This window comes from Janthinobacterium breve (assembly GCF_051380895.1).
Taxonomy (GTDB): Bacteria; Pseudomonadota; Gammaproteobacteria; order Burkholderiales; family Burkholderiaceae_D; genus Janthinobacterium.
Genome location: NZ_JBNYXY010000007.1, coordinates 275,789 through 299,297, shown reverse-complemented (window position 1 = coordinate 299,297; position 23,509 = coordinate 275,789). Strand labels below are relative to the sequence as shown.

Sequence of the window (23,509 nt, the reverse complement as noted above, 5' to 3'; positions counted from 1 at the left end):
CCCACTCAACAGGAAGAGCGATGAAAGACTGTAAATTTTGCGATAAAAACGGCTTGTTCATTTTGCCCTTGCGTTATGCGGCAGTGGTGGGTGAGGGCGCGGCCAATCATGTACCAGCCTTGCCCGGCAAGCTGGGTGACAAGGTCAAGCACATCACGCTGGACAACGCCAGCTATGCGCCGCGCCTGCTGCGCTCCGGTTTCCTGTACGTGTTGATCAAGCGGTCGGGATTGCTGTATTGGGAAGGCTATTTTGCCGACGACGACGCCTTCCTGTCCAAATTTCCCGTCGATTCGCCGCCATCGGCGGCCGTGAATTTTTCTTGCGACCGCACCACCTGCGGCATCAACGCCAGCCTGATCGCGATCGACAAGATCGAGTTTGTCGAAAAAATTTATCTGTTGTTCACGCCCACGGCCATGACGAGAGAGCGGCTGGACGCGTATGCGGCGAATCCCGAGGCCAGCGTTAAAAAAGGACAAATGCAGGTTTTCCTGCCAAAGGAATGGGCGGCGGGCAGTACCGAACAGCCGCACAGCCTGAAGCCTGAAGAGCTTGGCAAATACGTCCCCGAGGCCGTGCTCGCCCGGCAGTATCAGAATGCCGGCAAGAGCCCCTTGGGGAAAATTCTCATGCAGCAGCTCTACATGGCAAGTTGCGATGCTTATGAAGGCACAGCCAATCTTCCTCTGGCGACTCCGGGCGGTCGGATCGGGAAGCTGGAAGAGAAAATGGTGGCGACCAAGGCGGCAGCGTTTGCTCTGTTTGACCCAATCGGCATCACGCAGGAGTTGAACGATTTTCGTAATGCCGCCCTGCAACCGCTTGAGGATTTTCTTGAGCAGGTGGACAAGGAAAAAGTCAGCAATCGACGGAAGATGGACGTCATGGTTGGCATTGACGATATCAAGGACTGTGTCATCAAATATGGCGTAGAAATCAGAAAGAAAAATCTCGATGACATGGATTCGCGGGCGCTTCCGGATATTAATAAAAATAACGCCGAAATGCTCAGAAAGTTAAATCGGGTAAAAGAAGCTGAAATAATTGAAGAGAGAATAAGGAAAACTTTTGAGGCGAGAGAGAAACGGCGTGAGCAGATTCTTGCGACAAGTGAGCAGGATGCGCGCGAAAAATTTGAGAAGAAATATGAGTCGTTCATCTCCCTCTCTGAAATTGATTTTCTTCGAAAAGCGCTGGAGAAACTGTCGCAAGAAGCTGAGGCAAGATCGAGAAAGAGAACTGCCGACCATGTCAAGTGGGTGATGTCCACGGAACTGGTTGAGGCATTTGATAGTTACGACGAAGAAAATATCAGTAGCGGGTTTTGCTTTAATTTTGAATATTCCCGATGTGTGTTTGGCATGTTCGCAGGTAAGGAAAATGAACATTTTCTTAAAAATTGGATGGATGTCAATTCAATTGAAAGAAAAAATTTGTACATGCGTTCAAATTTTTACAATCACAAATCTTTATACGATGCTGCGGAAAAAGCTTTCAAGGACGCCAAAGACCAGGTCGAGGCTGCAGGAGACATTTCAAAAGTACAGGCGGTGCCATGGTTAAAGGCTTGCAAAGGCCTGATTGATTCCTTTAAAAAAATTGATTCCGCATGGGATGAATGGTTGCGCGATGACGGAGTCCTTAAAATTCACAATAAGGATCCAACGGCCAAGACGGGAAAATCGATAGTAAATTTATCAAAATACCATCGAACTGCGGAGGGGATGGCATTTGCAAAAATTTCGGAGTGGACCCAAGCACTTTCCACCAAAAGCGGGAAGCTAGACAAGGCAATTTCCAGCGTCGTCGGTGTATTGCTATATTCTAAATTGGCGGATCTTGCTGAAAAAATAAAGTTCGATGAATTGATGCTTCCTCTGAAACAAAAAAATATTGATGAATTAAGAGAAAAATCAAAGAAATACGCTGAAACGCTGAAGACGGAAAATAATAAAAACAAATTAGAGCAAAGCATAGAAAATAAAGCTGAGCGGATGGCGCGAACAGAGGCCACAAAAATTGCTAAGGCAGATGCGGCAAAAGTGGAAGGGAGCATAGGAAAACTGATAGAGGATGAGCAGACAAAGGTAAAAAACAAGGTAAAGATTGCCCTGGACGAACTGGACGTGGGTAAAAGGCCCGAGACCAATAATTTTCGCCATGCTCGCATCGGTGTTCTATTAATGTCAATTGAAAGCCTTTCTTTGGCCACCAAATTGCCTCATTTCTTCGATTCTCCCAGGTTGCAAGCTGAAGTAGCAGCCTCAATATTTTCATTGAGTAGTATGTCATTTGATCTGGTTTATTCTGTGACAAAATCTATAAGGGAAATATCTCCTTACAAAAATATTTCGGGCATAAATAAAGGCGCAGATATTATTCGTGGTGGTTTTAAAATGGCCGCGGGGGTTCTTGGGGCTCTTTCTGGTGTAATTATATTTTGGTTGGATGTTCTTTCCGTTCATGAAGAGAGCAAAAAGGAACGGACTGATAGAATTCTGGTGGGAATCTATGCTGGGCGGGCATTTCTTGGTTTGGGTAACATAGGTTTAGGTTTGGTCGCAGCATTTTCGTATTCCGCTCCGTTAATGTCGCGATTAGCCGGTTCGTTATTGGCGAAAAATTCAAGTTTTTCTCTGAGTATGGCAAAATTCTTTGTCGGAACTGCTGCACTTGCTAAAAAGGTGGCTGATGGGAGAACTCTTTTATTAATAAGATTGGCTAGGTTTAATCTTATTGGCGTAGGGATAACTATTGTCGAAGTCGGATATCGGGTATGGATCATGGATGATGACCTGGAGAATTGGTTTCAAGCATGCAGTTTTAGAAAAAGAAGAGGATTGCTCAGTGAGAAACCGTTTGATTCTGTTGAGAAAGAATTAATGGAATTGCAGAAGGCATTAAAAACGATTCAACCATAATTGTTAGGAAGCGCATGATGGCCAAAGAGAATAATGAAAATAATGTTTCCGAAGAAGTTTTTTTTACTGTAGAAGGAATTCTCACAGAGTTTTATATGGCGGCAACAAATGTAAATTTACTCAGTAAAATTGAAAGTAGCCTTGCGGAAAAGAATATGGCAGGTGGCGTCGCGGCGGCAATCAATGGCATGCCAGGGGCATTAGCAAATGCAGCCATGTTGAGTTTTTACGATGGCGAAGATATGTACAATTTTGCTGGGATGGTCAACGGGAAAGTAGTATGTGGTGTTTTTAGAGACGCTGACAAGATCAAGGATGGCGATATCGTAAAATTGGTGGTGACACAGAGCAAGGATGTGCTGTACGTGCACAGTTTGCTCCGTATTGAAGATAGTTTTTTGCTGATGCCACTGAATACCTATTGCGGAGAGCGGGCTTTTTTTTGGAATTGCATGAAATTTGCGCGGAATATGATATTGTTTATGTGGGTTATGGCTTTTGCTGCATTTTTTTCATATGTCGATATATCTGTGGAAAAAAAAGAATATTTAATTGTGGCATGTAGCACTATATTCCTGTTGCCTTTAGTTTTTTGGTTTCCTTTCGAATATTGGAGCTTCAGAACCATGCGTGATTATTCGAGATGTGCGACAGAAATTTTCGCTGCCCATGGTTTTCCAAGGCCAAGCGACTTTGATATGCGCACAGGCGCTACTCTATTCAATGATCACAGCTATGGTTTTATTGGATATAGTTGTGAGTTGGCCTTGAAAAAACACAGGTCGAAATACAAGATTCAATCTGCCTGATAATTATCCAGATAAATTTCGTTAATTTTGAAATTCGACCTGAGCCACTTCCTACACGACATTGATGACATTGCTGGGGAGATATTGCCAGTTCAGTGATCGAGAAAAAACATATGCATGAATTATCCTATAAGTTGGTCAGCGGTGTTGTTGAGGATTTAAGAACCTCCGACATGCATGTGAATTATTTGAAGAGTGCTGAATCATTCAAGAAAATATCCAGCTTGACAGCGATTGTGCAAGCTGCTGCCGGCGAACCCGACGCTGTTCACAGTGCACAAGCTGCCACGAGTGACGGAGATCCGGTCACAGGATTTACCATGAATGTCAATGGGAAATTTATTAATGGGAGTTTTTGGAAAGTTGGTTTTAAGGATGGGGACGAGGTTCAAGTTTCAGGTTTTCAAAAAGGCAGTGAATTCATCGCTGTCGCAGTAGTTGATGTAAAGGAAAATAAGATATGGATGCAGCCACATTCTGAACGTGGAACAATTGCAAAAAAATATCATCTACTAAAATTTTGTGGCTATGCTTTTATTGGGTTATATGTTTTAGCAATATTGGCAGCACTTTTTGGTGGCATCCCGATCTGGTTTATGTTGATTTGCGCTACCTTTAGCACTCCAATTATTCTATTTCTAACTGTTGGTTTGAGTTGGAAAGATTTTATGGAGTTCTCAAAGGAGATGAATAGAGTGGGGAAGGCACTAGGGATCGCTGAGCCGGAAAAAATTGATCTTTTTAAAAGTACGAGAAAATCAAGAAAGTTAGGAAAGCCCGCTTTGCCGATGGGTGTGTATTATCTTTAAGCGCGAGGGCGCTACTCTATAGAGATATTTCTTGATGTAAATCTCATTCATCGGCCAACTCAGCCGGCCGGACGCTTGTGCTTGAAAGCTATTTTTTCGATGAGCGACAGGAATAGAATCGCCTACCTGTTGATCGATGAATGGTCAACCGATGCACAGCGCCTCTCTATCATTTATTGAAGATGGATATCTGGTGTAGATCAGGAATGACGAATTGGCGAACCGGTTTCAAGCATGCAACTTGAGGAAAAGATGAGAGTTGCTTAGCGAATAGCCATGTGATTCTGTTGAAAAAATTAATGCAATTGTAGAAGGCATTAAAGACGATTCAACCATAATTGTTAGGAAGCACATGATGGCTGAAGAGAATAATGAAAATGCATCTTCCGACGAGGATTTTTTCATAGTGGAAGGAAAGCTTACAGAATTTCATATGGCTGCAACAAATGTGAATTTACTTAATAAAATCGAAAACAGCCTTGCGGAAAATAACCTGGCTGGCGGCGTCGCCGCCGTCATCAATGGCATGCCAGGGGCATTGGCAAACGCAGCCATGCTGAGTTTTTACGATGGTGAGGATATGTACAATTTTGCCGGGCTGGTCAACGGAAAAGTAGTATGTGGTGTTTTTAGAGATTCCGATAAAATCAAAGATGGTGATGTCGTAAAATTGGTGGTAACACAGAGAAAGGACGTGCTGTATGTGCACAGTTTGATCCGCATTGATGATAGCTTTTTTATGATGCCATTGAATGCTTATTGCGGAGAGCGTGCTTTTTTCTGGAGTTGCATGAAATTTGCAAGGAATATGACTTTAGCTGTTTGGATAATTCTTTCTCTTATGTTTTTTTTATCTATCGATGTATCGTTGGAGAAAAATGAGAATTTAGTTACGATGTTCAGCATAATATTCCTGATGCCGCTGATTTTTTGTTTTCCTTTTGAGTATTGGAGCTTTAGAACTATGCGTGATTATTCGATCTATGCGACGGAAATTTTCGCTGCCCATGGTTTTCCAAGGCCAAGTGACTTTGATATGCGCGCAGGCGCTACTCTATTCAAGGATCACAGCTATGGTTTTATTGGATATAGTTGTGAGTTGGCCTTGAAAAAACACAGGTCGAAATACAAGATTCAATCTGCCTGATAATTATCCAGATAAATTTCGTTAATTTTGAAATTCTACATGAGCCACGTCCTACACGAAATTGATGACATTGCTGGATAGATATTGTCAGTTCAGCGATCGAGAAAAAAATATGCATGAATTATCCTATAAGTCGGTCAGCGGCGTTGTTGAGGATTTGAGAATTTCCGACATGCATGTGAATTATTTGAAGAATGCTGAAAAAATCAGAAAAATGTCCGGTTTGACCTCGATCATGCAGGCTGCAGCGGGCGAGCCAGGCGCTGTTCAGAGCGCCCAGGCGGCGGCAAGTGACGGAGATCCTGTCACAGGTTTCAGCATGAGCGTGGGCGGCAAGTGGGTTAGCGGGAGTTTTTGGGAAGTTGGTTTTAGAGTCGGGGACGAGGTTCAGGTTGTCGGCTATCAAAAAGGCAATGACTTCATCGCTGTCGCAGTCGTTGATGTAAAGGAAAGCAAGATATGGATGCGACCACATTCTGAACGTGGAACACTTGCAAAAAAATATCATCTTTTAAAATGCTGTGGATATTCTTTTATTGGATTATGTATTTTTGAAATTTTATTGGGATTTTTTACTGGTTTTCCAATGTGGTTTGTTTTAATTTGCTCTGCTTTTATTAATCCAATTATTTTGTTTGTAACTGTTGGATTAAGTTGGAAGGATTTTATGAATTTTGCAAATGAAATGAATAGAGTAGGTGAGGCGCTAGTGATTACTGAGCCGGAAAAAATTGATCTTTTTAAAAGTACGAGAAAATCGAGAAAATCAGGAAAGCCTGCTTTGCCTATGGGCGTGTATTATCTTTAAATTAGATAAATAAAATGGAAGATACTGCTGGTTTTTCTGAGGAACTGTTTTTTACGCTGGAAGGAGAAATGACGAATCTTTATTTCTCTAGAACAACGGTAGATCTGCTGGATGATATTGAAAAAAATCTTGCAGGTGGCGTAGCCGCTGCCATCAATGGTATGCCGGGAGCATTGGCAACTTCAGCGATGCTAAGTTTGTACGATGGCGAAGATATGCATAATTTTGCTGGACTGGTCAATGGTGAAGTAGTGTGTGGTGTTTTTGCCGATGCAGACAAGATCAAGGATGGCGATTTCGTCAGATTGGTAGTGGCAAGGAGATGTGATGTCCTGCACGTGCACAGTTTGCTTCGCATTGAGGATAGCTTGTTATTGATGCCCCTGAATGCGTATTGCGGAGAACGCGCCTTTTTCTGGAGTTGCATGAGATTTGCAAGAAATATGACGGTGTTTGTTTGGATTGTTTTATTCTCCGGATTTTTCTTATTTATTGATGTATCGCAGGAAAGAAAAGAGGATTTAATTACAGCATGTGGCGCAATATTATTACTGCCACCGCTTTTCTGTTTCCCTTTCGAATACTGGACATATAAGACCATGCGTGACTATTCAATATATGCTGAGGAAATATTCGTCGCTTATGGTTTTCCAAGGCCAGATATGTTTGATGCGAGAGGCGGAATTACTTTTTTTGAAAATAATGGCAATGGTTTTTTTGCAACCAATTGTGAACTGGCTTTGAAAAATAACGAGTCGAAATACAAAATTTAATCTGCCTGATAATTGTCTTGGTAAATTTCCATTGATTTTGAAGTTCGATCTCAGCCACTTCCTGCACGAAATTGATGACATTACTGGAGAGATATTAGCAACTCAGTGATCGGGAAAATATATGCATGAATTGTCCTATAAGTCGGTCAGCGGTGTTGTTGAGGATTTGAGAACTTCCAACATGCATGTGAATTATTTGAAGAATACTGAATCATTCAAAAAAATGTCCGGCTTGACTGCGGTAGTTCAGGCTGCGGTGGGTGAGCCAGGGACTGTTCATAGTGCGCAAGCGGCCGCAAGTGACGGTGATCCTGTTACGGGCTTCACTATGAATGTGGGCGGCAAGTTGGTTACCGGAAGTTTTTGGGAGGTTGGTTTTAAGGATGGGGACGAGATTCAAGTTGTCGGCTATCAAAAAGGCAATGAGTTCATTGCTGTCGCAGTAGTTGATGTAAAGGAAAGCAAGATATGGATGCAGCCACATTCTGAACGTGGAACACTCGCAAAAAATATCATCTATTAAGGTGCAGTGGATTTTTTTGTATAGGATTATATATCTTCACTATTGGAATGGGTTTTTTTGGAAATATTCCATTATGGTTGATGTTAATTACCGCCACTATAGCAGCACCAGTTATTCTATTTGCAACCATCGGATTGAGCTGGTCAGATTTTATGAGTTTTTCAAAAGAAATGAATAGAGTCGGGGCTGCCTTGGGTATTGTTTATCCGGAAAAAATTGATCTTTTTAAAAGCACCAAAAAGTTTAAAAAATCAGGAAAGCCCGAGTTGCCGATGGGTGTGTATTATCTTTAAGCGCGAGGGCGCTACTCTATAGAGATATTTCCAGATGCATTAGATCTTGATGTAAGTCTCATCCATCGGCCAACTCAGCCGACCGGACGCTTGTGCTTGCAAGCCATCTTTTCGATGAGCGACAGGAATCGAATCACCTACCTGTTGATCGATGAATGTTCCTCGGATACGCCGCACCTCTCCATCATTTATTGAAGATGGATATCTGGTGTAGATCAGGAATGACGAATTGGCGAACCGGTTTCACGTATGAACTTGAGGAAAAGATGAGAGTGGCTTAGCGAATAACCGTCTGATTCTATTGAAAAATTAATACAATTGCAGAAGGCATTAAAGACGATTCAACCATAATTGTTAGGAAGCGCATGATGGCTGAAGAGAATAATGAAAATGCATCTTCCGACGAGGATTTTTTCATGGTGGAAGGAAGGCTCACAGAATTTCATATAGCTGCAACAAATATAAATTTGCTTAGTAAAATTCAAAGCAGCCTTGCGGACAAGAATCTGGAAGGTGGTGTCGCCACCACCATTAATGGCATGCCAGGGGCGTTAGCAAATGCAGCCATGCTGAGTTTTTACGATGGCGAAGATATGTACAATTTTGCCGGAATGGTCAACGGAAAAATTGTATGTGGTGTTTTTAGAGACTCTGACAAGATTAAGGATGGCGATGTCGTAAAATTGGTGGTCACGCAGAGAAAGGATGTGCTGTACGTACACAGTTTTCTCCGCATTGACGATAGCTTTTTTATGATGCCACTGAATGCATATTGCGGAGAGCGCGCATTTTTCTGGAGCTGCATGAAATTTGCAAGGAATATGATATTATTTTTTTGGATTGTGGTCTATGCTGGATTCTTTTTATCTATAGATATATCGTTGAAAAAAAAGAGCACTTAATTGCGGCATGTGGCACGATATTTTTTTTGCCTCTCGTTTTTTGTTTTCCTTTTGAGTATTGGAGTTTTAGAACCATGCGAGACTATTCAATCTATGCGACGAAAATTTTCGCTGCCCATGGTTTTCCAAGGCCAAGTGATTTTGATATGCGCGAGGGCGCTACTCTATTCAAGGATCACAGCTATGGTTTTATTGGATATAGTTGTGAGTTGGCCTTGAAAAAACACAGGTCGAAATACAAGATTCAATCTGCCTGATAATTATCCAGATAAATTTCATTAATTTTGAAATTCGACCTGAGCCACGTCCTACACGAAATTGATGACATTGCTGGAGAGATATTATCAGTTCAGCGATCGAGAAAAAATATATGCATGAATTATCCTATAAGTCGATCAGCGGCGTTGTTGAGGATTTGAGAATTTCCGACATGCATGTGAATTATTTGAAGAATGCTGAAAAAATCAGAAAAATGTCCGGTTTGACCTTGATCATGCAGGCTGCAGCGGGCTTGCCAGGCGCTGTTCACAGTGCACAAGCGGCCGCGAGTGACGGAGATCCGGTCACAGGATTTACCATGAATGTCAATGGGAAATTTATTAATGGGAGTTTTTGGAAAGTTGGTTTTAAGGATGGGGATGTTGTTCAAGTAGTTGGGTATCAAAAAAAGTAAAGAATTTATCGCTGTGGCAGTAGTCGATATAAAAGAGAACAAGATATGGATGCAGCCACATTCTGAGCGTGGAACAATTGCAAAAAATATCATCTACTTAAATGTTGTGGCTATGCTTTTATTGGGTTATATGTTTTAGCAATATTGGCAGCACTTTTTGGTGGCATCCCGGTCTGGTTTATGTTGATTTGCGCTACCTTTAGCACTCCAATTATTCTATTTTTAACTGTTGGTTTGAGTTGGAAAGATTTTATGGAGTTCTCAAAGGAGATGAATAGAGTGGGGAGGGCACTAGGGATCGCTGAGCCGGAAAAAAATGATCTTTTTAAAAGTACGAGAAAATCAAGAAAGTCAGAAAGACCCGCTTTACCGATGGGTGTGTATTATCTTTAAGCACGGGCGCGCTACTCTATATAGATATTCCAGACGCTTTAGATATTGATTGTTGAGTTGCAGTGAAAATTGACCAATTTCCCAACGAATTTGCAACCGAATCTGACCCACGTTAGTAGCACAATTCGACCTGTCTTATCGGCAGGAGATCGGAGTGATCAACGTCGCTCTATTCGGTATCATTCGACGCTGGCACCTTCGTGACCAGACCCCAATATGAGAAATCGCCAGACGACTGGATATTTCACGCAATACCGTCCGACGCTATCTGCGCTCGGAAACTACTGAGCCATCCTATGCGGAGCGGCGATCAGTTAGCGGATTAGACAAATACTCGGTGCAGCTATTCGGCTGGCTCAAGGCCGAGACGACTAAGCCGCGTAAGCAGCGGCGCAATTTGAAGCAGATCTATGAGGACCTGAAAGAGCTGGGCTATTACGGGTCATACGACCGCGTGGCAGCGTTTGCCAGGCAGTGGAAGGCGGGTCAAACAGAGTGGGTCAATTCTGCGAGCAAACGAACAATCGGGAACTATCCAGTAGCCAAGGCTTGCTTTAGTTGCTCGCTGGTCAGTTCGCCCTTGTAGCTGACACTCGCATTTTTTGCCGCTATCCACAAACCGCGCTTTTTCTCCCAGGCGTTGATCGTCGGCGGGGCAAAACTGAGTCCAAGTACACCCAGCAGTTTAACCACACGTCCAAAACTCAATGGCAGGCGGAGTGCGTTTTAGGCCAATGCGATCTGCGCGGGCTGGCAGCGCATCGACAGCTAAAATTTGGAAGTGTCGCAATAAGCCGAGGAACTACTGAACCAGCTCGTAGCAGGCGATAGTTTGGCGCCCAAGCAAATGATGATAAGGTTACTGGCGCAGTTCTATGTGGGTGCTCTAGATATTTACAGCATTGAACTTAAACTGACGAGTGGGATAGGTGATTGTTCGAGACAATGTGCGACAGCAAGTTGATCTTTTTCATCCTGAGCTCTCCACGACAGCAAGTTGATCTTTTTCGGACTGAAACCCCAAAGTACCTAGAATGCTGTCGCGGGGGGTACTCACAATGCTGTTGGCGTACTAGTGTAGGTATATTTAGGTAAGCGCGTTATCGTAAGTTTGCACAAAATTGTTCTGGCAATTTACCTGTATAGCCGTCTTGAAAAAGAACAATAATGCGCAAAATTTATTTGCATAAAACTGTATCCTGTCGCGACGAATTGCACAAGAATGTAGGCATTTCATGCGACCCCGGAACCTTGTTTTCGTCAGCATTGCGTGCTATTTTTTCAGAATATCATTGTGCCAGGGGCTGCAATGCAGGATATTCCAGATCACATGTTGTGCGCGTCGATCAGAATAGTCGGCGGCGCAAACGTCGACATCTCGCGCTGGGCGACGCCGGACGAGGGTGCGCTCGTCGGAGAGCAGCGCGCGCTTTATTTCGCTCGCAAAGCTGCGGTTACCCTGTATTTGCAGGGATCCCAAGCCGAGGAGATCAAGCAAAAGACGGGCCTCGGCGAGAAGCAGGCCTATCGCCTCATTCGCGAGCGCTGCCTGGAGACCCATGCCGACGGTCAGCCGTACGGGTGGCGAGCGCTAATCCCGTACGTTCGCATACAGCCCTACAAACGGCGCACGAAAATCCAGATCGATAGCTTTGGCAATGGCGGAGCAGGTGCGATGGAAACACTACTCGATACCTTTCCCGATGTCCGAACCGCATTCGAGCAGAGAATCCGAACCATACCCAGTGGCAAAAAACTGACCGAAACAAAAGTGTCGATTGGCCGCCACTGTACCTGGTTTCTGGATGAACTGCGTAGGCGCGGGTGCGAGCATCGGAATGAATGGCCCTTCAACACGGCCAGTACCGCCTATTATTCGGTGCGACGTTATGTCGCTAAGGTCCTATCTGGCGATCCTGTCGCACTGGCTTGGGCTACAGGTGGCCCGGAAATGACCCGTAAGCTCAAGACCGGCGAAGGCACTGATCGCCCGGTTACCAATTTCCTTCAGCGCGTCGAAATGGATGCGCACAAGCTCGATGGGCGTTTCTGTGTATCAATACCAGAAATCGGCGGGGGGACCAAGGAGCGTATCGTGTATAGGCTCTGGGTCATCTCGATGATCGACGTCGTTTCTCGCGTCGTCATTGGGTACTACTTCAGCACGGCCAAGGAGGTTTCTTCGGATGATGTCTTACGCTGTGTAAAGAGTGCTCTAACCAAGTGGCAGCCGCAGCCCATCACGTTTTCAAAGGAGCCTTACAGGGAAGGCGCGGGATTGCTATCTTCCCTAGGCGGGGAATTCGTTGGACTGTGTTGGGATGAAACAAGCGTCGACGGCGCACTGGCCGAGACTTGCGAGCGCGTCAAGGGTGCCCTGAAAGATGCAGTCGGTTCAGTCTTGCTCACGCCGGATAACTCTTTCGCAAAACGGAGGAGCCTGGATGACCGGCCGTTCATTGAAGCATTCTTCCGGAACCTCGCGAGCAAGGGGTTCCAGCGGCTTTCAAACACGACGGGCGCCAAGGCGGAGCAGAAAAAGGGGCGCGATCCCGAAGGCGTTGCTGTAACGTCACGATTTCAGTATGAATACGCGGAAGAGTTGCTTGACGTCCTGATCGCAAATTACAACGCTACACCGCATCGGGGTATTGGCAACCGTACGCCTCTGGCATATGCCAAATTTCTGTTCCAGAACGGGCAGCGGGAATGGAGACGCTCGGATGCGGTGGTGGTCGAGTCATTGCTGAGCGTTCGCAAGCTGTGCCGCGTGCGCGGCGGCGCCAAGGTCGGCCGCGGCGTGTATGTCGAGTGTAACTATGCGCGCTATACCAATGAGATACTGCAGAACCGTCAGGATCTCGTCGGAGAGTTAATTTGGGTCATTCATCACAAGGAGAATGATGCCCGCATTGCATTGGCGTCTACCCAGGAGGGTACATCGCTCGGCGTTCTGCGTGCAGGACCTCCATGGCACATTTTGCCGCACAGCCTGTCGATGCGGCGGGCGATCATGCAAGCACAGTCGATCGGCAAATTCCACATACCTCCTGGAGGTGACGCGATCGCGACTTTCGTCAATTATGTGGAATCGCAGCCAGGGAACAAATTGCCAGTTCATCCCACCTATCTGGCGGCACGTCGCATTCTCGCTCAGGCAGCAGACCAGTTTGTTACCGATGCACTATTACAAGCTGCGCAGGAGCGTGCAGTGACGACTTCAAGCGCTGAAGTTACCGCGGGTGCAGAAGTTGATCGTTCATCAACGCAAGGCGTTGCAGGATCAAAACAGTCCACAGTGGCTGCGCCTCGCAAGGTATCACTTGTAAGCGGTTTACTACCTGCGCGCCGCATCGCCGCCACGAGGCCTTCATCATGAACCAGAGCAACGTCGACCCAAGCCATTGCATCCTTACACGACAATATGCAGTCTATACCCCACCGATAGATGACATGGTCTTGAAAATTGGCGACTGGCTTGACCAGCAACGGCCAGGAGGCTTCATCTACGGCGCATCGCGCCTCGGCAAGAGCCGCGCTATTCGCTGGTATCTCGCCGATGTGCTCGCGGAGCGCTTCGGTGCAGTGATTCCGCTCGTTATCTGGAACCGCCGAACGGACCAGCAAGCCACCGAGGCGGCGTTCTGGCATCAACTACTACTGGCAAGCAAATTTCAGTTCGTGGATCCTGCCAGGGTATCCAAAAAAACTGAGGGAGCGTATCTGTGTCTCCAGCGCTTCATCTCCATCGCCAAGAGTGCAGGTCGAAACTACGTCGTATTGTTAATCGACGAAGCGCAGGACGTCACGCTTCGAGAATGGAAGTGGCTCGTGGGCCTGCAAAATCAGCTCGACTATGAGGGGTTCCTGCTTAGCGTCTTTTCAGTCGGGACACATCAACTGGGATACAACCACGAATACCTGGCGAGCACAGGAAATGCTCATGTGGCTGCCCGTTTCATGGCGGCGCATTCGCGTTTTCACGGCATTCGTACAGTCAACGAGGGCGCTTTCGTACTTAACGGCTATGACGTCGACTCTGAATGGCCGGCAGGGAGCGGTACATCCTTCCTGCAGGCCTTTGCACCTACCAGCTTTGCTGTCGGTAGGCGACTGAGCGACCGTGCCGAATTCCTGTGGCGTGCGCTTATAGAACTGCGCCCACCTGCAGCGAAAAATTTCACCGAGTTTCCGATGCAGCATATTGCCATGACAGTTGAGGACATGCTCAAGCAATTAGCTGCCGGCGGCGACTGGGAAGAAATTACAAGTTACCAAGGATGGCTCAAAGGTCTTGCGAGAAATAACTATTCCGATCATATGCGTATTATCGCCACGGCAGGATGATGTGAAAAGCTACCCGACAGTCAACTGGTGGCGGGGCAACTTGCGTGTGCACGAGTCCCGCCTGTCTCTGACTGCGCGCTTCGCTCGCTTGAACCGAATCGGTGTTTCACAATGTGAATCCTATTTCGGAGGCGTACTTAGCGAATATCACATGCCTGACCCAGCTAGACTGGCAGAAGTGGCGGACCTGCTCGATGAAGACCTCCTAACGCTGAGGGAAACTTTTGCTCTTTCCATCGACTTGCCGCGTAGTCCGGAGGCTCCGACCAGAAAAGTCAACCCAGACAAGGCGGTGCGGTACTGCGAGGACTGCGCAGTGCTCGGCTACCATAGCTATCTGCACGAACACACGTGGCTCGCCCGTTGCCCGTTTCACGCTGTACCCCTAAAGTTTGCCTATCCTCAGACACAAACCGGCACCAATTATGTCCGACGTTGCAAAACGCTTGCACAGATCATGAGTGACGCTTGTCCATATTGGCCAGGAGCCGGGCAACAAACATTTGAGTTTGACAACTGCGAAAGCTTTGCGTGGCTTTCGAACTGGATTGCACGGGTTTCCAAGGCATCGGCGTTGTTTTCGAAGAGGCGGGTCTGGACGTCCGTGGAGCAGATATTCCAAAATATAGGGGCGGACACGCATTTGGTCGGGAGGCTGCATGCCCTCGAACCCATTCCGTTTAAAATGAGGCCCTTATTCGACGAGGTACAGGATGGATGGGGAGCGGACATTCAGCGCTTCCCTCTCCAAGCTAGAAGAGAACTCTCAGAGGTCTCAGACTTGGGTCTGGATTCCTTGTTTTCAATCTACAAGACAATAGCTGCCTACACTGCGACGCCACCTGGGTTTGCTCGGGATACGGATTCCTGCATTCAGGCGCTACAGTCGCATCACTCCGCGTGCCGCTGCGAGTGGGGACGAGAAAAAGCAGGCTGGGCTAATCACTGGGTGCGCGTGCATCCCGACGACTGGCCGCACTGGAACTTGGTGTGCCCCTACGCTGTAGCAAGGGAACAGCTCGAGTTGGCGACTGGGCGACGACTCGAGGTGCTGACGCGCCGTCAGCGGGAGGCTGAAGAGATAGCGCTGATCATGCGCTGTCACTCGCTTATGGAACGGGGATTGATCAGCATGACGCCGTGCGCCAATGCTTCACCCGAAGGCCGGTTATACAGCATGCCACAAATCTGGCCACCAATGGAGTGGGTAGGTACCCCTTGGCTCAATGCTGTGCTCGATGCGGCGACCGAATGCGAGGTTAGTGCCTTAAATAGCTCCCTTTGCGAGTGGCTAGACGATATTGCTCAGGGCAACAGCCCAGTGCAGTTCACCGCAGCACCACCTTTGATCTGGCTGTCCGAAACCGAAGACGGACTTGTGCTGATCAAATGGCATCGTAGAAGAAAGCGCGGCTAGCCAAGGTAAAAAACACGTTACGAAAGCATGGCATGGCATCTTCATCATGTTCACCCGGTCAGGGTGTGCATCAGGGCGTCGTGTACGCCTTGCTTGCGGCAGCCCTGTTTGGAGCCAGCACACCCTTTGCCAAAACGCTGGTAGGGCAGGTCGCCCCGGTGGCCTTGGCCGGCATCCCTTACCTGGGCAGCGGACTGGGCCTGCTCAGGTTCAACTGTTACACTCCATCCACCAGTTGGACCAACCAAGGAAATGCGGCAGCATCATGACTTATAAAACAGCCTAATGGACAAACTAGATCAGTATCGTGTGTTTATTCAAGTCGCCGAAATGGGGAGCTTCATCAAGGCCGCTTATGCATTACAGCTGCCGCGTGCTTCCGTCTCGGCCGCAATTCAGCAGCTCGAATCGGATATGGGCGCGCGTTTGCTTCACCGTACAACGCGACAAGTGCGTTTAACTGTAGATGGCATTCAGTTACTGGAACGTGTGCGCCTACTACTTGCCGATGCGGAAGACATCGACAGATTATTTCACATCAGTCAACGTGAAGTCTCGGGCCGGCTTAACGTGGACGTGCCAAGTCGCATCGCCCGCCGCTTAATCGCACCAGCACTGCCTAGTCTGTTACGCCGTCACCCTCATCTGCAGCTGTCATTGGGGTCGACTGATCGCCCCATAGATTTGGTAAAAGAAGGGGTTGATTGCGCGGTACGTGTCGGCACATTGCACGACAGCACTTTGGTTGTGCGTTCATTGGGCCAGATCGCACTGATTAACTGCGCTAGCCCCAGCTATTTAGAGGTTTATGGCACGCCAGCGACGCCAGAGGATCTGGTCAAGGGACATTGTTCCATTGGGTATGCCTTCGCTTCCACGGGGCGAGAGGTTCCCTGGGAGTACATCGACATTTCTTCGGCCAGTAAACATGTGGTTAACGTACCTAGCCGGATTGTGGTCAACAATGCTGAAAACTACATTGCCTGCTGTTCATCAGGGCTTGGATTGATCCAGATTCCGCGTTTCGATGTTCAGCATCTGCTGGATCGAGGTGAACTAGTGGAAGTCATGCCAGAGTTCCGTGCGGCAGCTATGCAGATGTCGCTTATTTACCCGCATCGCCGACTGCGCTCGCATCGACTCAACGCGTTTAGCGAGTGGTTCGAAGCGTTGATGCGCCCTCATCTTGAATCCTAAGCCGATAGAACGGTTAACCAGAGGCAGGCAGCCGGTGCGGCAGTCAGGCTTGACCTGGATGTATGTCTAGGGATGAGCCACCAGGAAACAGCAGAGTCAGGCAGGCATGGTGTCGAACGTCACAGTCCACTAGGCGATGTTCTATCCCTTAAAGCCGCCCTGATCCAAAAAGATTTGCTCGGCAACAGTGGTGGCGCGTCCCAGAAGAGCATTACGATGCGGGAAACGACCGAAGCGTCGTACGATGTTCCTATGAGCCAAGGCGTGGGAGAGCCATGGCTGACCGAGTTGTGCATTCAGCGATACCGACACGTCCTGATCGTCTGCGTCTTCCGAATGAGAAAAAGGCAGACAAAAGAAAAGTCTCAGATCGCCTTCAACCGCTTTCATATGTCCGGCCAACTGCGCCATGCGAGCAAAGTGTCTAGCCAAAGGGTCCGTGACATACATGCGTGCCGTTCCACGAAAGGCGTTGCGTGGGAACTGGTCAAGCAGGATAAGCAAAGCCAACATTCCTTCTGGAGTATTGGCCCAGTCGTCGCAGCATCGTTGTGCCGCTAGGAGATGCAAAGAAAGAAAGCGCTGTTTGAAATTGTGATCAAATTGCGGATCCTGGCTGAACCAATCGTCTTGAGCCTCTCGCCAGAATCGAACGACATCGGACGGATTAAAGCCAGTATTTTGATTCTCTAGGCCTTTATATAAAAGTGTATCTTCGAGAGTTGGAGCAACATTCATGTCTGTTCTTTTCGTTGTCGGCCACGTAATAAGTACATGTCCCAGAAGTTCACCACTAGCAGAGTCACCGTGGTCAGCCAGCCTATAAGCGACATGTTGGCGGCAAAAGCCACTGGCAGCAACGCCAGCAGTATCAACACACCGGCCATATGTGATCGCGGCAGTACGCCATAGACGATTTTTTTGTAAATAGCGCTTCCCAGCAGATAGATCGCAGGTCCGGATAAAAGGACCACGATCTGGGAGAAAGTAGGTTGCGCGTATGGGTGAGCCAACACGAGATCGTTGCCTACCGCAGTCACAATAACTCCCGCAATTAGAATGGCATGGATATAGTGAAAATAAGCACCAATGCGTCCAGGGTCCTTTGAATGCGTGATGGCCGCCATTGCATCCTTGCTCGACGTACCAAAGTACAACCACCACATCGCCAAGATACCTACAAAGGTGCTTAACAGTGCCTGTAAAACCGCTGGGGTCCAGATATCTGTACTCGACAGTGTGGCACCGCTAGCAAGTACTGTTTCCCCCAAGGCGACGATCACAAACAACTGGCAACGCTCGGTCAGGTGACCGCCTTCGATCGTCCATTCCTGCGTACGGGAGCGCCCTAAGCCGGGCAAGGCAAAACCGAACATCGGGGAAATGTATTCGCATAGCACTGCTGCCAACCACAGCAACGCACGCGTCTCGTCGCGCGCCAGCGCTCCTGCAATCCAGAACACCGCTGCGATCGAAACCCAGCCAAGCATCCGACGATAGTTCAGTGCCAAGGGGTGACCAACGGGTAATTGCAAGGCGATGAATGCGGTGCGCCCAACTTGCATCGTTGCATAGGCACATGCAAAGATGAGCCCTCGATCAGAAAATGCCAGCGGAATACTCGCTGCCATCACCAATCCGAGCAGCATGGTCGCAAATATCATCCCACGAATACGTGGTGTTTCGGGATCGAACCAATTGGTGACCCAGCAAGTGTACTGCCAGCCAAGCCACACAGCAAACCACAAAATCAGGGTCTCGATCGCACCAACAAGTGTGAGGCTGGTTAGCAACTTATGACTGAGTTGGGTCACCGCAAAAACGTAAACTAAATCAAAGAACAGTTCTTCATAAGTGACACGCGCATGATGTCCGTCGCGATGCCGTAGCAAGGGATGAGATGGAGTTTGACTGGCGCCTGACATGGTCTTGTTCTCACGTTTACGAGTGAAAGTAGCGCCAGATTGCCAGACCGGCAAGCGCTGCCGGTGCGAGGAATACAATCAACAGTATCGGTAGTTCTTCGCGCACGCTGTAACCCGCATGGCTCACGCCAACCCACAGATTAGCGACCGAAATGGCCAACCATACGGGGATGAAGACCTTCGCGGCAAGTACCAATCCCGCTGTGTCTCCACCCCATAGCTTGCCGAACAGCAAAAACACTCCCAGCAAGACGACACCACCTACGATCATCATTAGCACGTGCATGTAGATCCCTCTTCGTATATCGAATAGATTAATTTGACAGTTGATTAGATAGTTCGCAGCTGCTCATGAAAAGATGCTCAGGTTTTTTTCGATGTCCTTGCCAGCATATGGCGGGAAGACATCGAGTTCGACGTCTGGATTACCAATCAGTAGTGCTTTGGTGTTGCTGAGCGCATCGAAGCCGGCCTTGCCGTAGTACTTGCCCATCCCGGCATAACCTACGCCGCCGAAAGGCAGACTATCGATCCAGCAATGCAGATTGGTCTGGTTCACGCATCCGCCCCCGAAGGAGAGGCTACCCAGCACGTAGTCGATGGCCACCTGGTTCTTGCTGAAGATGTAGGCGGCCAGTGACTTCGGCTTGCGCTTCATGATGCCGACGATTTCCTTCAGGTCTGTATAGGGCATGACCGGCAACACCGGACCGAAGACTTCCTGCTGTAGCGCCGGATCGTCCCAGGTCGAAGGATAAAGCACCGTAGGTTCTACATAGCGGCCAGGAATATCGCTGCTGCCGCCATGCACCACCTTGTCGGGCAGGATGTAAGAGGCCACGCGCTGCGTGTCGTGCTCGCTGATCATGCGGGCGAGGTCTGGACTATGGCGCGGGTCGGCGCCGTACATTTTGACAATGGCAGCCTTCAGCTTGGCGATGAATTCGTCCGCGACACTTTCATGCACATAGACGTAGCCCGGCGCGATGCACCACTGTCCGGAAATGGCATTATGCCCCCAGGCGATGCGGTCTGCGGCGGTGTCGAGATTGGCTGTTTCATCGACGATGGTCGGATTCTGGCCGCCCAGTTCAAGAATCACCGGCGTCAGGTTTTCGGCCGCCGCTCGCATTACGACCTTGCCGACAGCCGAGCTTCCGGTAAAGAAGATGAAGTCGAAGGGCAGTTCCAGTAGCGCGGAGATTTCTTCGCGCCCGCCGGTGACGATGGCCACGTTTTCCGGCTCGAAGTAGAGAGGCACAAATTTTTGGAACAGCGCCGCAGTGGCTGGCGTGGTGTTGGCTGGCTTCAGAACCACTGTGTTACCCGCAGCCAGGGCAGCGATGGCCGGGTCTAGCAGCAATAGGATAGGAGCATTGAACGGGCCGATCACCAGCGTCGCGCCGTATGGTTCCTTCAGGATCAGGCCACTGTTACCGGTGGCCTCCAGCCCTTTAGGAATGGCCACCGGCTGCGGCGCCATCAGCTCCTTCAGGTTCTCGCGGTAGTAATTAACGTTGCCTAACGGCACTGTGATTTCGAAGAGCTGCTCGAAGTACGGTTTGCCGAAGTCCTGATAAAGTGCAGCGCAGAATTCTTCCTTGCGGTCGAGCAGCATACGCTCCATGCGGTCCAGCTGGTCGATGCGCCATTCATAAGATTTTGTTTTATCACTCAAAAAATGCGCCTTTTGCACATCGAGCAAAGCTTGAAATTTGTTGCTCATGCTATTCCTCCGTTGCTAAATCGTCATCCATACTGAGTGATCATTCAACTTCAACCCAGGTACCACGGGTCCCCACCCATCTTTTAGGAAGAGGGCAGTGCGGGGATCCCGCTTGGGTGCTTTCGCTGGGTACCTTAAAATCGGCTACAGAGCTACCCATAGCCGACCGGTTTATTTAGTGGTGTAGCCGCCGTTGATCAGAATGGTCTGGCCCGTGATCCACCAACCGTCGCTGACCAGATGGCGGATGAACGGCACCACGTCATGAATGTCGGTCAGCCCAGTCTTGCTGAACGACGAAAGTGCGGCGGCTGTCTTGTGGTAAGCCACTGCATCGGCGCCTTCGGCCGGATAAAAGAATGGTGTATCCATAGGCCCTGGGCCGACTGCAGTGACCGAGATGCCGCGTGCGCCAAACTCCTTGGATGCTGCGCGAGTGTAGTGCTCAACCGGGGCCTTGGTGCCGGCATATGCGGCATAGAACGGTGTGTAGGCGCCAAGCAGCGACGTTACCACCGTGCAGATTTTGCCATTGTCGTTAAGATTCTTGCCCGCCTCCTTGAGGAAGAAGAAGGCAGTCTTAGAATTGACCGCCGTCATCTCGTCGTATTCGGCTTCGCTGATTTCAGCCATCGGCTTCTTAAGCACCTTGCCGACGGTGTTGATGGCGATGTCCGGTTTACCGACCGCAGCAATGGCGTCGGCAAATAGTTTCTCGACAGCAGCGGCTGTCGTCAGATCGCCTTGAATGGCCACAGCCTTCGCCCCTGCAGCCTCGACGGCGGCGACGGTTGCATCAGCTTCAGCTTTGCTGCTCGCGCTATTGTAATGAATCGCTACGGCCTTGGCGCCTTGCTGCGCCAGATCGCGGGCAATCAGTCCACCCAGGTTCTTTGCGCCGCCGGCAATCAGAACTGTCTTGCCGCTAATAGAATGGTCTGACATGAAAATCTCCTTGAATGGTGTATGTGAGATTCGAGTCTACGCCGCGGCACCTTAAAGATCAGCCCGTTTTATCCAGATTGACTATCCCAAAAATCTTTCCAATGACTTAGGCGTGATTGCCGTTTGGTGTTCGTTTTAACCGCAAGCGATGCTATGCGCGCATGTTTCAATACGGCAATCAGGTGTGCCTCAGCTAGATTCAATCAGGTCTTCTCTTTGTGCTCGACTGAAACGTTCAAGTTAGTTAGCGCTGAAATTGGTAGGCCTGTTCTTCATGTCGGCGCAATTGCGCTTCTCACTGCTATTTAGCTACATGCCGAAGGGAAATAGGGGGGATGCAAAGGCCACCTTATTGGCGACGCAACTTGCATATGGCGAGCTTGTTGTCCGAAGGGGCGCGTCCATCACACGTGTGACGCAGCCGCGTCAGCGCCCCGACAAGCTGGATCAGTTCGGTATCCAGGATTCACGCAAGGGCTACACACTACACTTGATATCACTCAAGGGTTTCTAACGGCATGATGGTCCTGAGCGCGCCATTTGCGACGTAATTTCGCCATTCTGTTGAAGGCGATCCTCGCCAATTTCCACCAGGCAAATGGTCTCGGATCGACCAGCATACTGAGCGCTCTGGAATAATCTAACGTCAGCCCAGGAGTCCACGCCATTGTCACGGCACGTTTCCGGATCTGAGCGGCCACCCACAACTCTGGCGTCGCGAGGATTCGGAAAAAAACTCTCCAGCCTGCGCGATCTTCATATAGCCGGCCAACGGCGCCATCGATAGCAGCTTCCAAAGCCTGGGCGACAGTACTGGAACAATTCCGATGAGTGAGATTGTAAGTCGTGTCTTGGCTACAACGTCGCCAGAAAGACTGCAGCTGGCGATGGTCGTAATTCCGGATACGGACCTGAACGGTTGACGGGCACCACGCCTTTGATTCTGTCGCATAATCCGGCTGGAATATCCCCGGCACATCATTCTCACGCGTGGCACGTAGTACACGCCCGAAATTGTCCGGCGAACGATCAATCTCTACTTGCGGATACAGGCTGATGTAAATTCCCTCCGGCGATTCTAATGCCGCATGCCCGGTAGAGATCACGCCGTTGATATCGACAGCGGCGATATAGCGATCAACAATCGGATAATTTTGGGTCGGTGACTTGGCCGAACCTGCAGGCGTCCAGACATGCACCGTCAGTGCCTGTTCATGGTCCGCTGGAGGTCCCTCCCACTCCACTTGCGTGACTGCAGACGCAACAACCTCGTCTGGCTGAACTGCGGGATGCACCGATTCTGATAACGCAGGATTAGCGTTCATGCGACGGACACGCGCCGCCAGCCCAATTAAGTTGGTGCCGCCAAAGATTAGAAATAAGCCCAGGCAATACGGTAGTGTTCCAACATACTGCGTCGGGTATGGCTGATAAAAAAAGACTGCCAGCAGAATTTCTGCTATCCCCCAGGAGAAGGCCACGCGCCAGCGACGATAGCGAACCATGTAAGCGGAGATGCACTGTATGAGACCGTCGGCGAGAAACAGCGTTCCAAAAATCATCGACAACAAGAAATTGCCGTGGTGATGACCAGCGAAGATCAGCATCGCCGCCAGCACCACAGCGCAGCCTTTCACGTACCGCAAGATGCGCTGGCCACCGACGCCAGTCCATGCCACAGCTAACGTCGCGAGACCTTCGACCAGGAACAGGTAAGCAAAGAAATTGATCGGGAAATACATTGCATCGTCGAGCGCATCAATAAATGTGACTAAACCTGCGACCAGCCATATCAATCCAATGAAAAGAATACTGCGCCAACGCTTGCGTAGGTATTCAACTCCTAGCAACAACAATACCAACCGAATCATGAATGCTCCCCCTGTTATTGCCGGCAT

21 protein-coding genes are annotated in these 23,509 nt (G+C 48.9%); 15 read left to right on the top strand and 6 right to left on the bottom strand.

Features of this window, described 5'->3' with window-relative positions; translation table 11 throughout:
* The first annotated feature begins 20 nt into the window (after positions 1–20).
* The 15 genes from ACQ4W0_RS15840 (at position 21) to ACQ4W0_RS15775 (ending at position 17,015) form a co-directional block, all read left to right on the top strand.
* A complete protein-coding gene (locus ACQ4W0_RS15840; RefSeq protein WP_436577583.1) occupies positions 21–2,924 on the top strand; it encodes a T6SS effector BTH_I2691 family protein in 2,904 nt (967 codons plus the stop codon).
* A gap of 14 nt (positions 2,925–2,938) precedes the next feature.
* Positions 2,939–3,733 carry a hypothetical protein gene (locus tag ACQ4W0_RS15835; protein WP_436577582.1) on the top strand — a complete coding sequence of 265 codons (795 nt, stop codon included), beginning with the start codon at positions 2,939–2,941 and terminating at the stop codon, positions 3,731–3,733.
* A 113-nt stretch (positions 3,734–3,846) separates the two neighbouring features.
* Positions 3,847–4,542 carry a putative type VI secretion system effector gene (locus ACQ4W0_RS15830; RefSeq protein ID WP_436577581.1) on the top strand — a complete coding sequence of 232 codons (696 nt, stop codon included), beginning with the start codon at positions 3,847–3,849 and terminating at the stop codon, positions 4,540–4,542.
* 352 nt (positions 4,543–4,894) lie between these two features.
* Positions 4,895–5,689, top strand: a complete 795-nt coding sequence (locus ACQ4W0_RS15825; protein ID WP_436577580.1) for a hypothetical protein — start codon at positions 4,895–4,897, stop codon at positions 5,687–5,689.
* 64 nt (positions 5,690–5,753) lie between these two features.
* Positions 5,754–6,497, top strand: coding sequence for a putative type VI secretion system effector (locus tag ACQ4W0_RS15820; RefSeq protein WP_436577579.1), 744 nt, complete (start codon positions 5,754–5,756; stop codon positions 6,495–6,497).
* A 14-nt stretch (positions 6,498–6,511) separates the two neighbouring features.
* Positions 6,512–7,270: a hypothetical protein gene (locus ACQ4W0_RS15815; protein ID WP_436577578.1), complete on the top strand. Its 759-nt coding sequence runs from the start codon at positions 6,512–6,514 to the stop codon at positions 7,268–7,270.
* A 121-nt stretch (positions 7,271–7,391) separates the two neighbouring features.
* Entirely contained in the window at positions 7,392–7,793 is a 402-nt protein-coding gene (locus ACQ4W0_RS15810; protein WP_436577577.1) for a hypothetical protein, read from the top strand.
* Between the two features lie 80 nt (positions 7,794–7,873).
* Complete coding sequence (locus ACQ4W0_RS15805) at positions 7,874–8,086, top strand: hypothetical protein (protein ID WP_436577576.1); 213 nt, start codon at positions 7,874–7,876, stop codon at positions 8,084–8,086.
* Between the two features lie 365 nt (positions 8,087–8,451).
* The gene (locus ACQ4W0_RS15800) at positions 8,452–8,988 is read left to right on the top strand and encodes a hypothetical protein (RefSeq protein ID WP_436577575.1); all 537 of its coding nucleotides are present in this window, start codon (positions 8,452–8,454) and stop codon (positions 8,986–8,988) included.
* 370 nt (positions 8,989–9,358) lie between these two features.
* The gene (locus ACQ4W0_RS15795; RefSeq protein ID WP_436577574.1) at positions 9,359–9,661 is read left to right on the top strand and encodes a hypothetical protein; all 303 of its coding nucleotides are present in this window, start codon (positions 9,359–9,361) and stop codon (positions 9,659–9,661) included.
* Between the two features lie 730 nt (positions 9,662–10,391).
* Positions 10,392–10,640 (top strand): hypothetical protein, encoded by a 249-nt coding sequence (locus tag ACQ4W0_RS29145; protein WP_495542776.1) that lies wholly within the window; start codon positions 10,392–10,394, stop codon positions 10,638–10,640.
* Between the two features lie 723 nt (positions 10,641–11,363).
* A complete protein-coding gene (locus ACQ4W0_RS15790; protein WP_436577573.1) occupies positions 11,364–13,433 on the top strand; it encodes a hypothetical protein in 2,070 nt (689 codons plus the stop codon).
* Complete coding sequence (locus ACQ4W0_RS15785; RefSeq protein ID WP_436577572.1) at positions 13,430–14,401, top strand: ATP-binding protein; 972 nt, start codon at positions 13,430–13,432, stop codon at positions 14,399–14,401. Before ACQ4W0_RS15790 ends, ACQ4W0_RS15785 begins: the two co-directional genes overlap by 4 nt.
* Positions 14,402–14,552: 151 nt before the next feature.
* Positions 14,553–15,818: a hypothetical protein gene (locus tag ACQ4W0_RS15780; protein WP_436577571.1), complete on the top strand. Its 1,266-nt coding sequence runs from the start codon at positions 14,553–14,555 to the stop codon at positions 15,816–15,818.
* Positions 15,819–16,103: 285 nt separating this feature from the next.
* Positions 16,104–17,015, top strand: coding sequence for a LysR family transcriptional regulator (locus tag ACQ4W0_RS15775; protein ID WP_436577570.1), 912 nt, complete (start codon positions 16,104–16,106; stop codon positions 17,013–17,015).
* Positions 17,016–17,156: 141 nt separating this feature from the next.
* On the opposite strand, the gene ACQ4W0_RS15770 is transcribed toward ACQ4W0_RS15775, so the two are convergent.
* The 6 genes from ACQ4W0_RS15770 to ACQ4W0_RS15745 form a co-directional block, all read right to left on the bottom strand.
* On the bottom strand, positions 17,157–17,753 hold the full coding sequence (locus ACQ4W0_RS15770) for a DUF924 family protein (RefSeq protein ID WP_436577569.1): 597 nt from the start codon (positions 17,751–17,753) through the stop codon (positions 17,157–17,159).
* Entirely contained in the window at positions 17,750–18,940 is a 1,191-nt protein-coding gene (locus ACQ4W0_RS15765; protein WP_436577568.1) for a low temperature requirement protein A, read from the bottom strand. Before ACQ4W0_RS15765 ends, ACQ4W0_RS15770 begins: the two co-directional genes overlap by 4 nt.
* Before the next feature lie 16 nt (positions 18,941–18,956).
* On the bottom strand, positions 18,957–19,214 hold the full coding sequence (locus ACQ4W0_RS15760) for a hypothetical protein (protein WP_436577567.1): 258 nt from the start codon (positions 19,212–19,214) through the stop codon (positions 18,957–18,959).
* 75 nt (positions 19,215–19,289) lie between these two features.
* Positions 19,290–20,666: an aldehyde dehydrogenase family protein gene (locus tag ACQ4W0_RS15755; RefSeq protein ID WP_436577566.1), complete on the bottom strand. Its 1,377-nt coding sequence runs from the start codon at positions 20,664–20,666 to the stop codon at positions 19,290–19,292.
* A gap of 171 nt (positions 20,667–20,837) precedes the next feature.
* On the bottom strand, positions 20,838–21,611 hold the full coding sequence (locus ACQ4W0_RS15750; RefSeq protein WP_436577565.1) for an SDR family oxidoreductase: 774 nt from the start codon (positions 21,609–21,611) through the stop codon (positions 20,838–20,840).
* A gap of 500 nt (positions 21,612–22,111) precedes the next feature.
* Positions 22,112–23,482, bottom strand: a complete 1,371-nt coding sequence (locus tag ACQ4W0_RS15745) for an HdeD family acid-resistance protein (RefSeq protein ID WP_436577564.1) — start codon at positions 23,480–23,482, stop codon at positions 22,112–22,114.
* Positions 23,483–23,509: the final 27 nt, after the last annotated feature.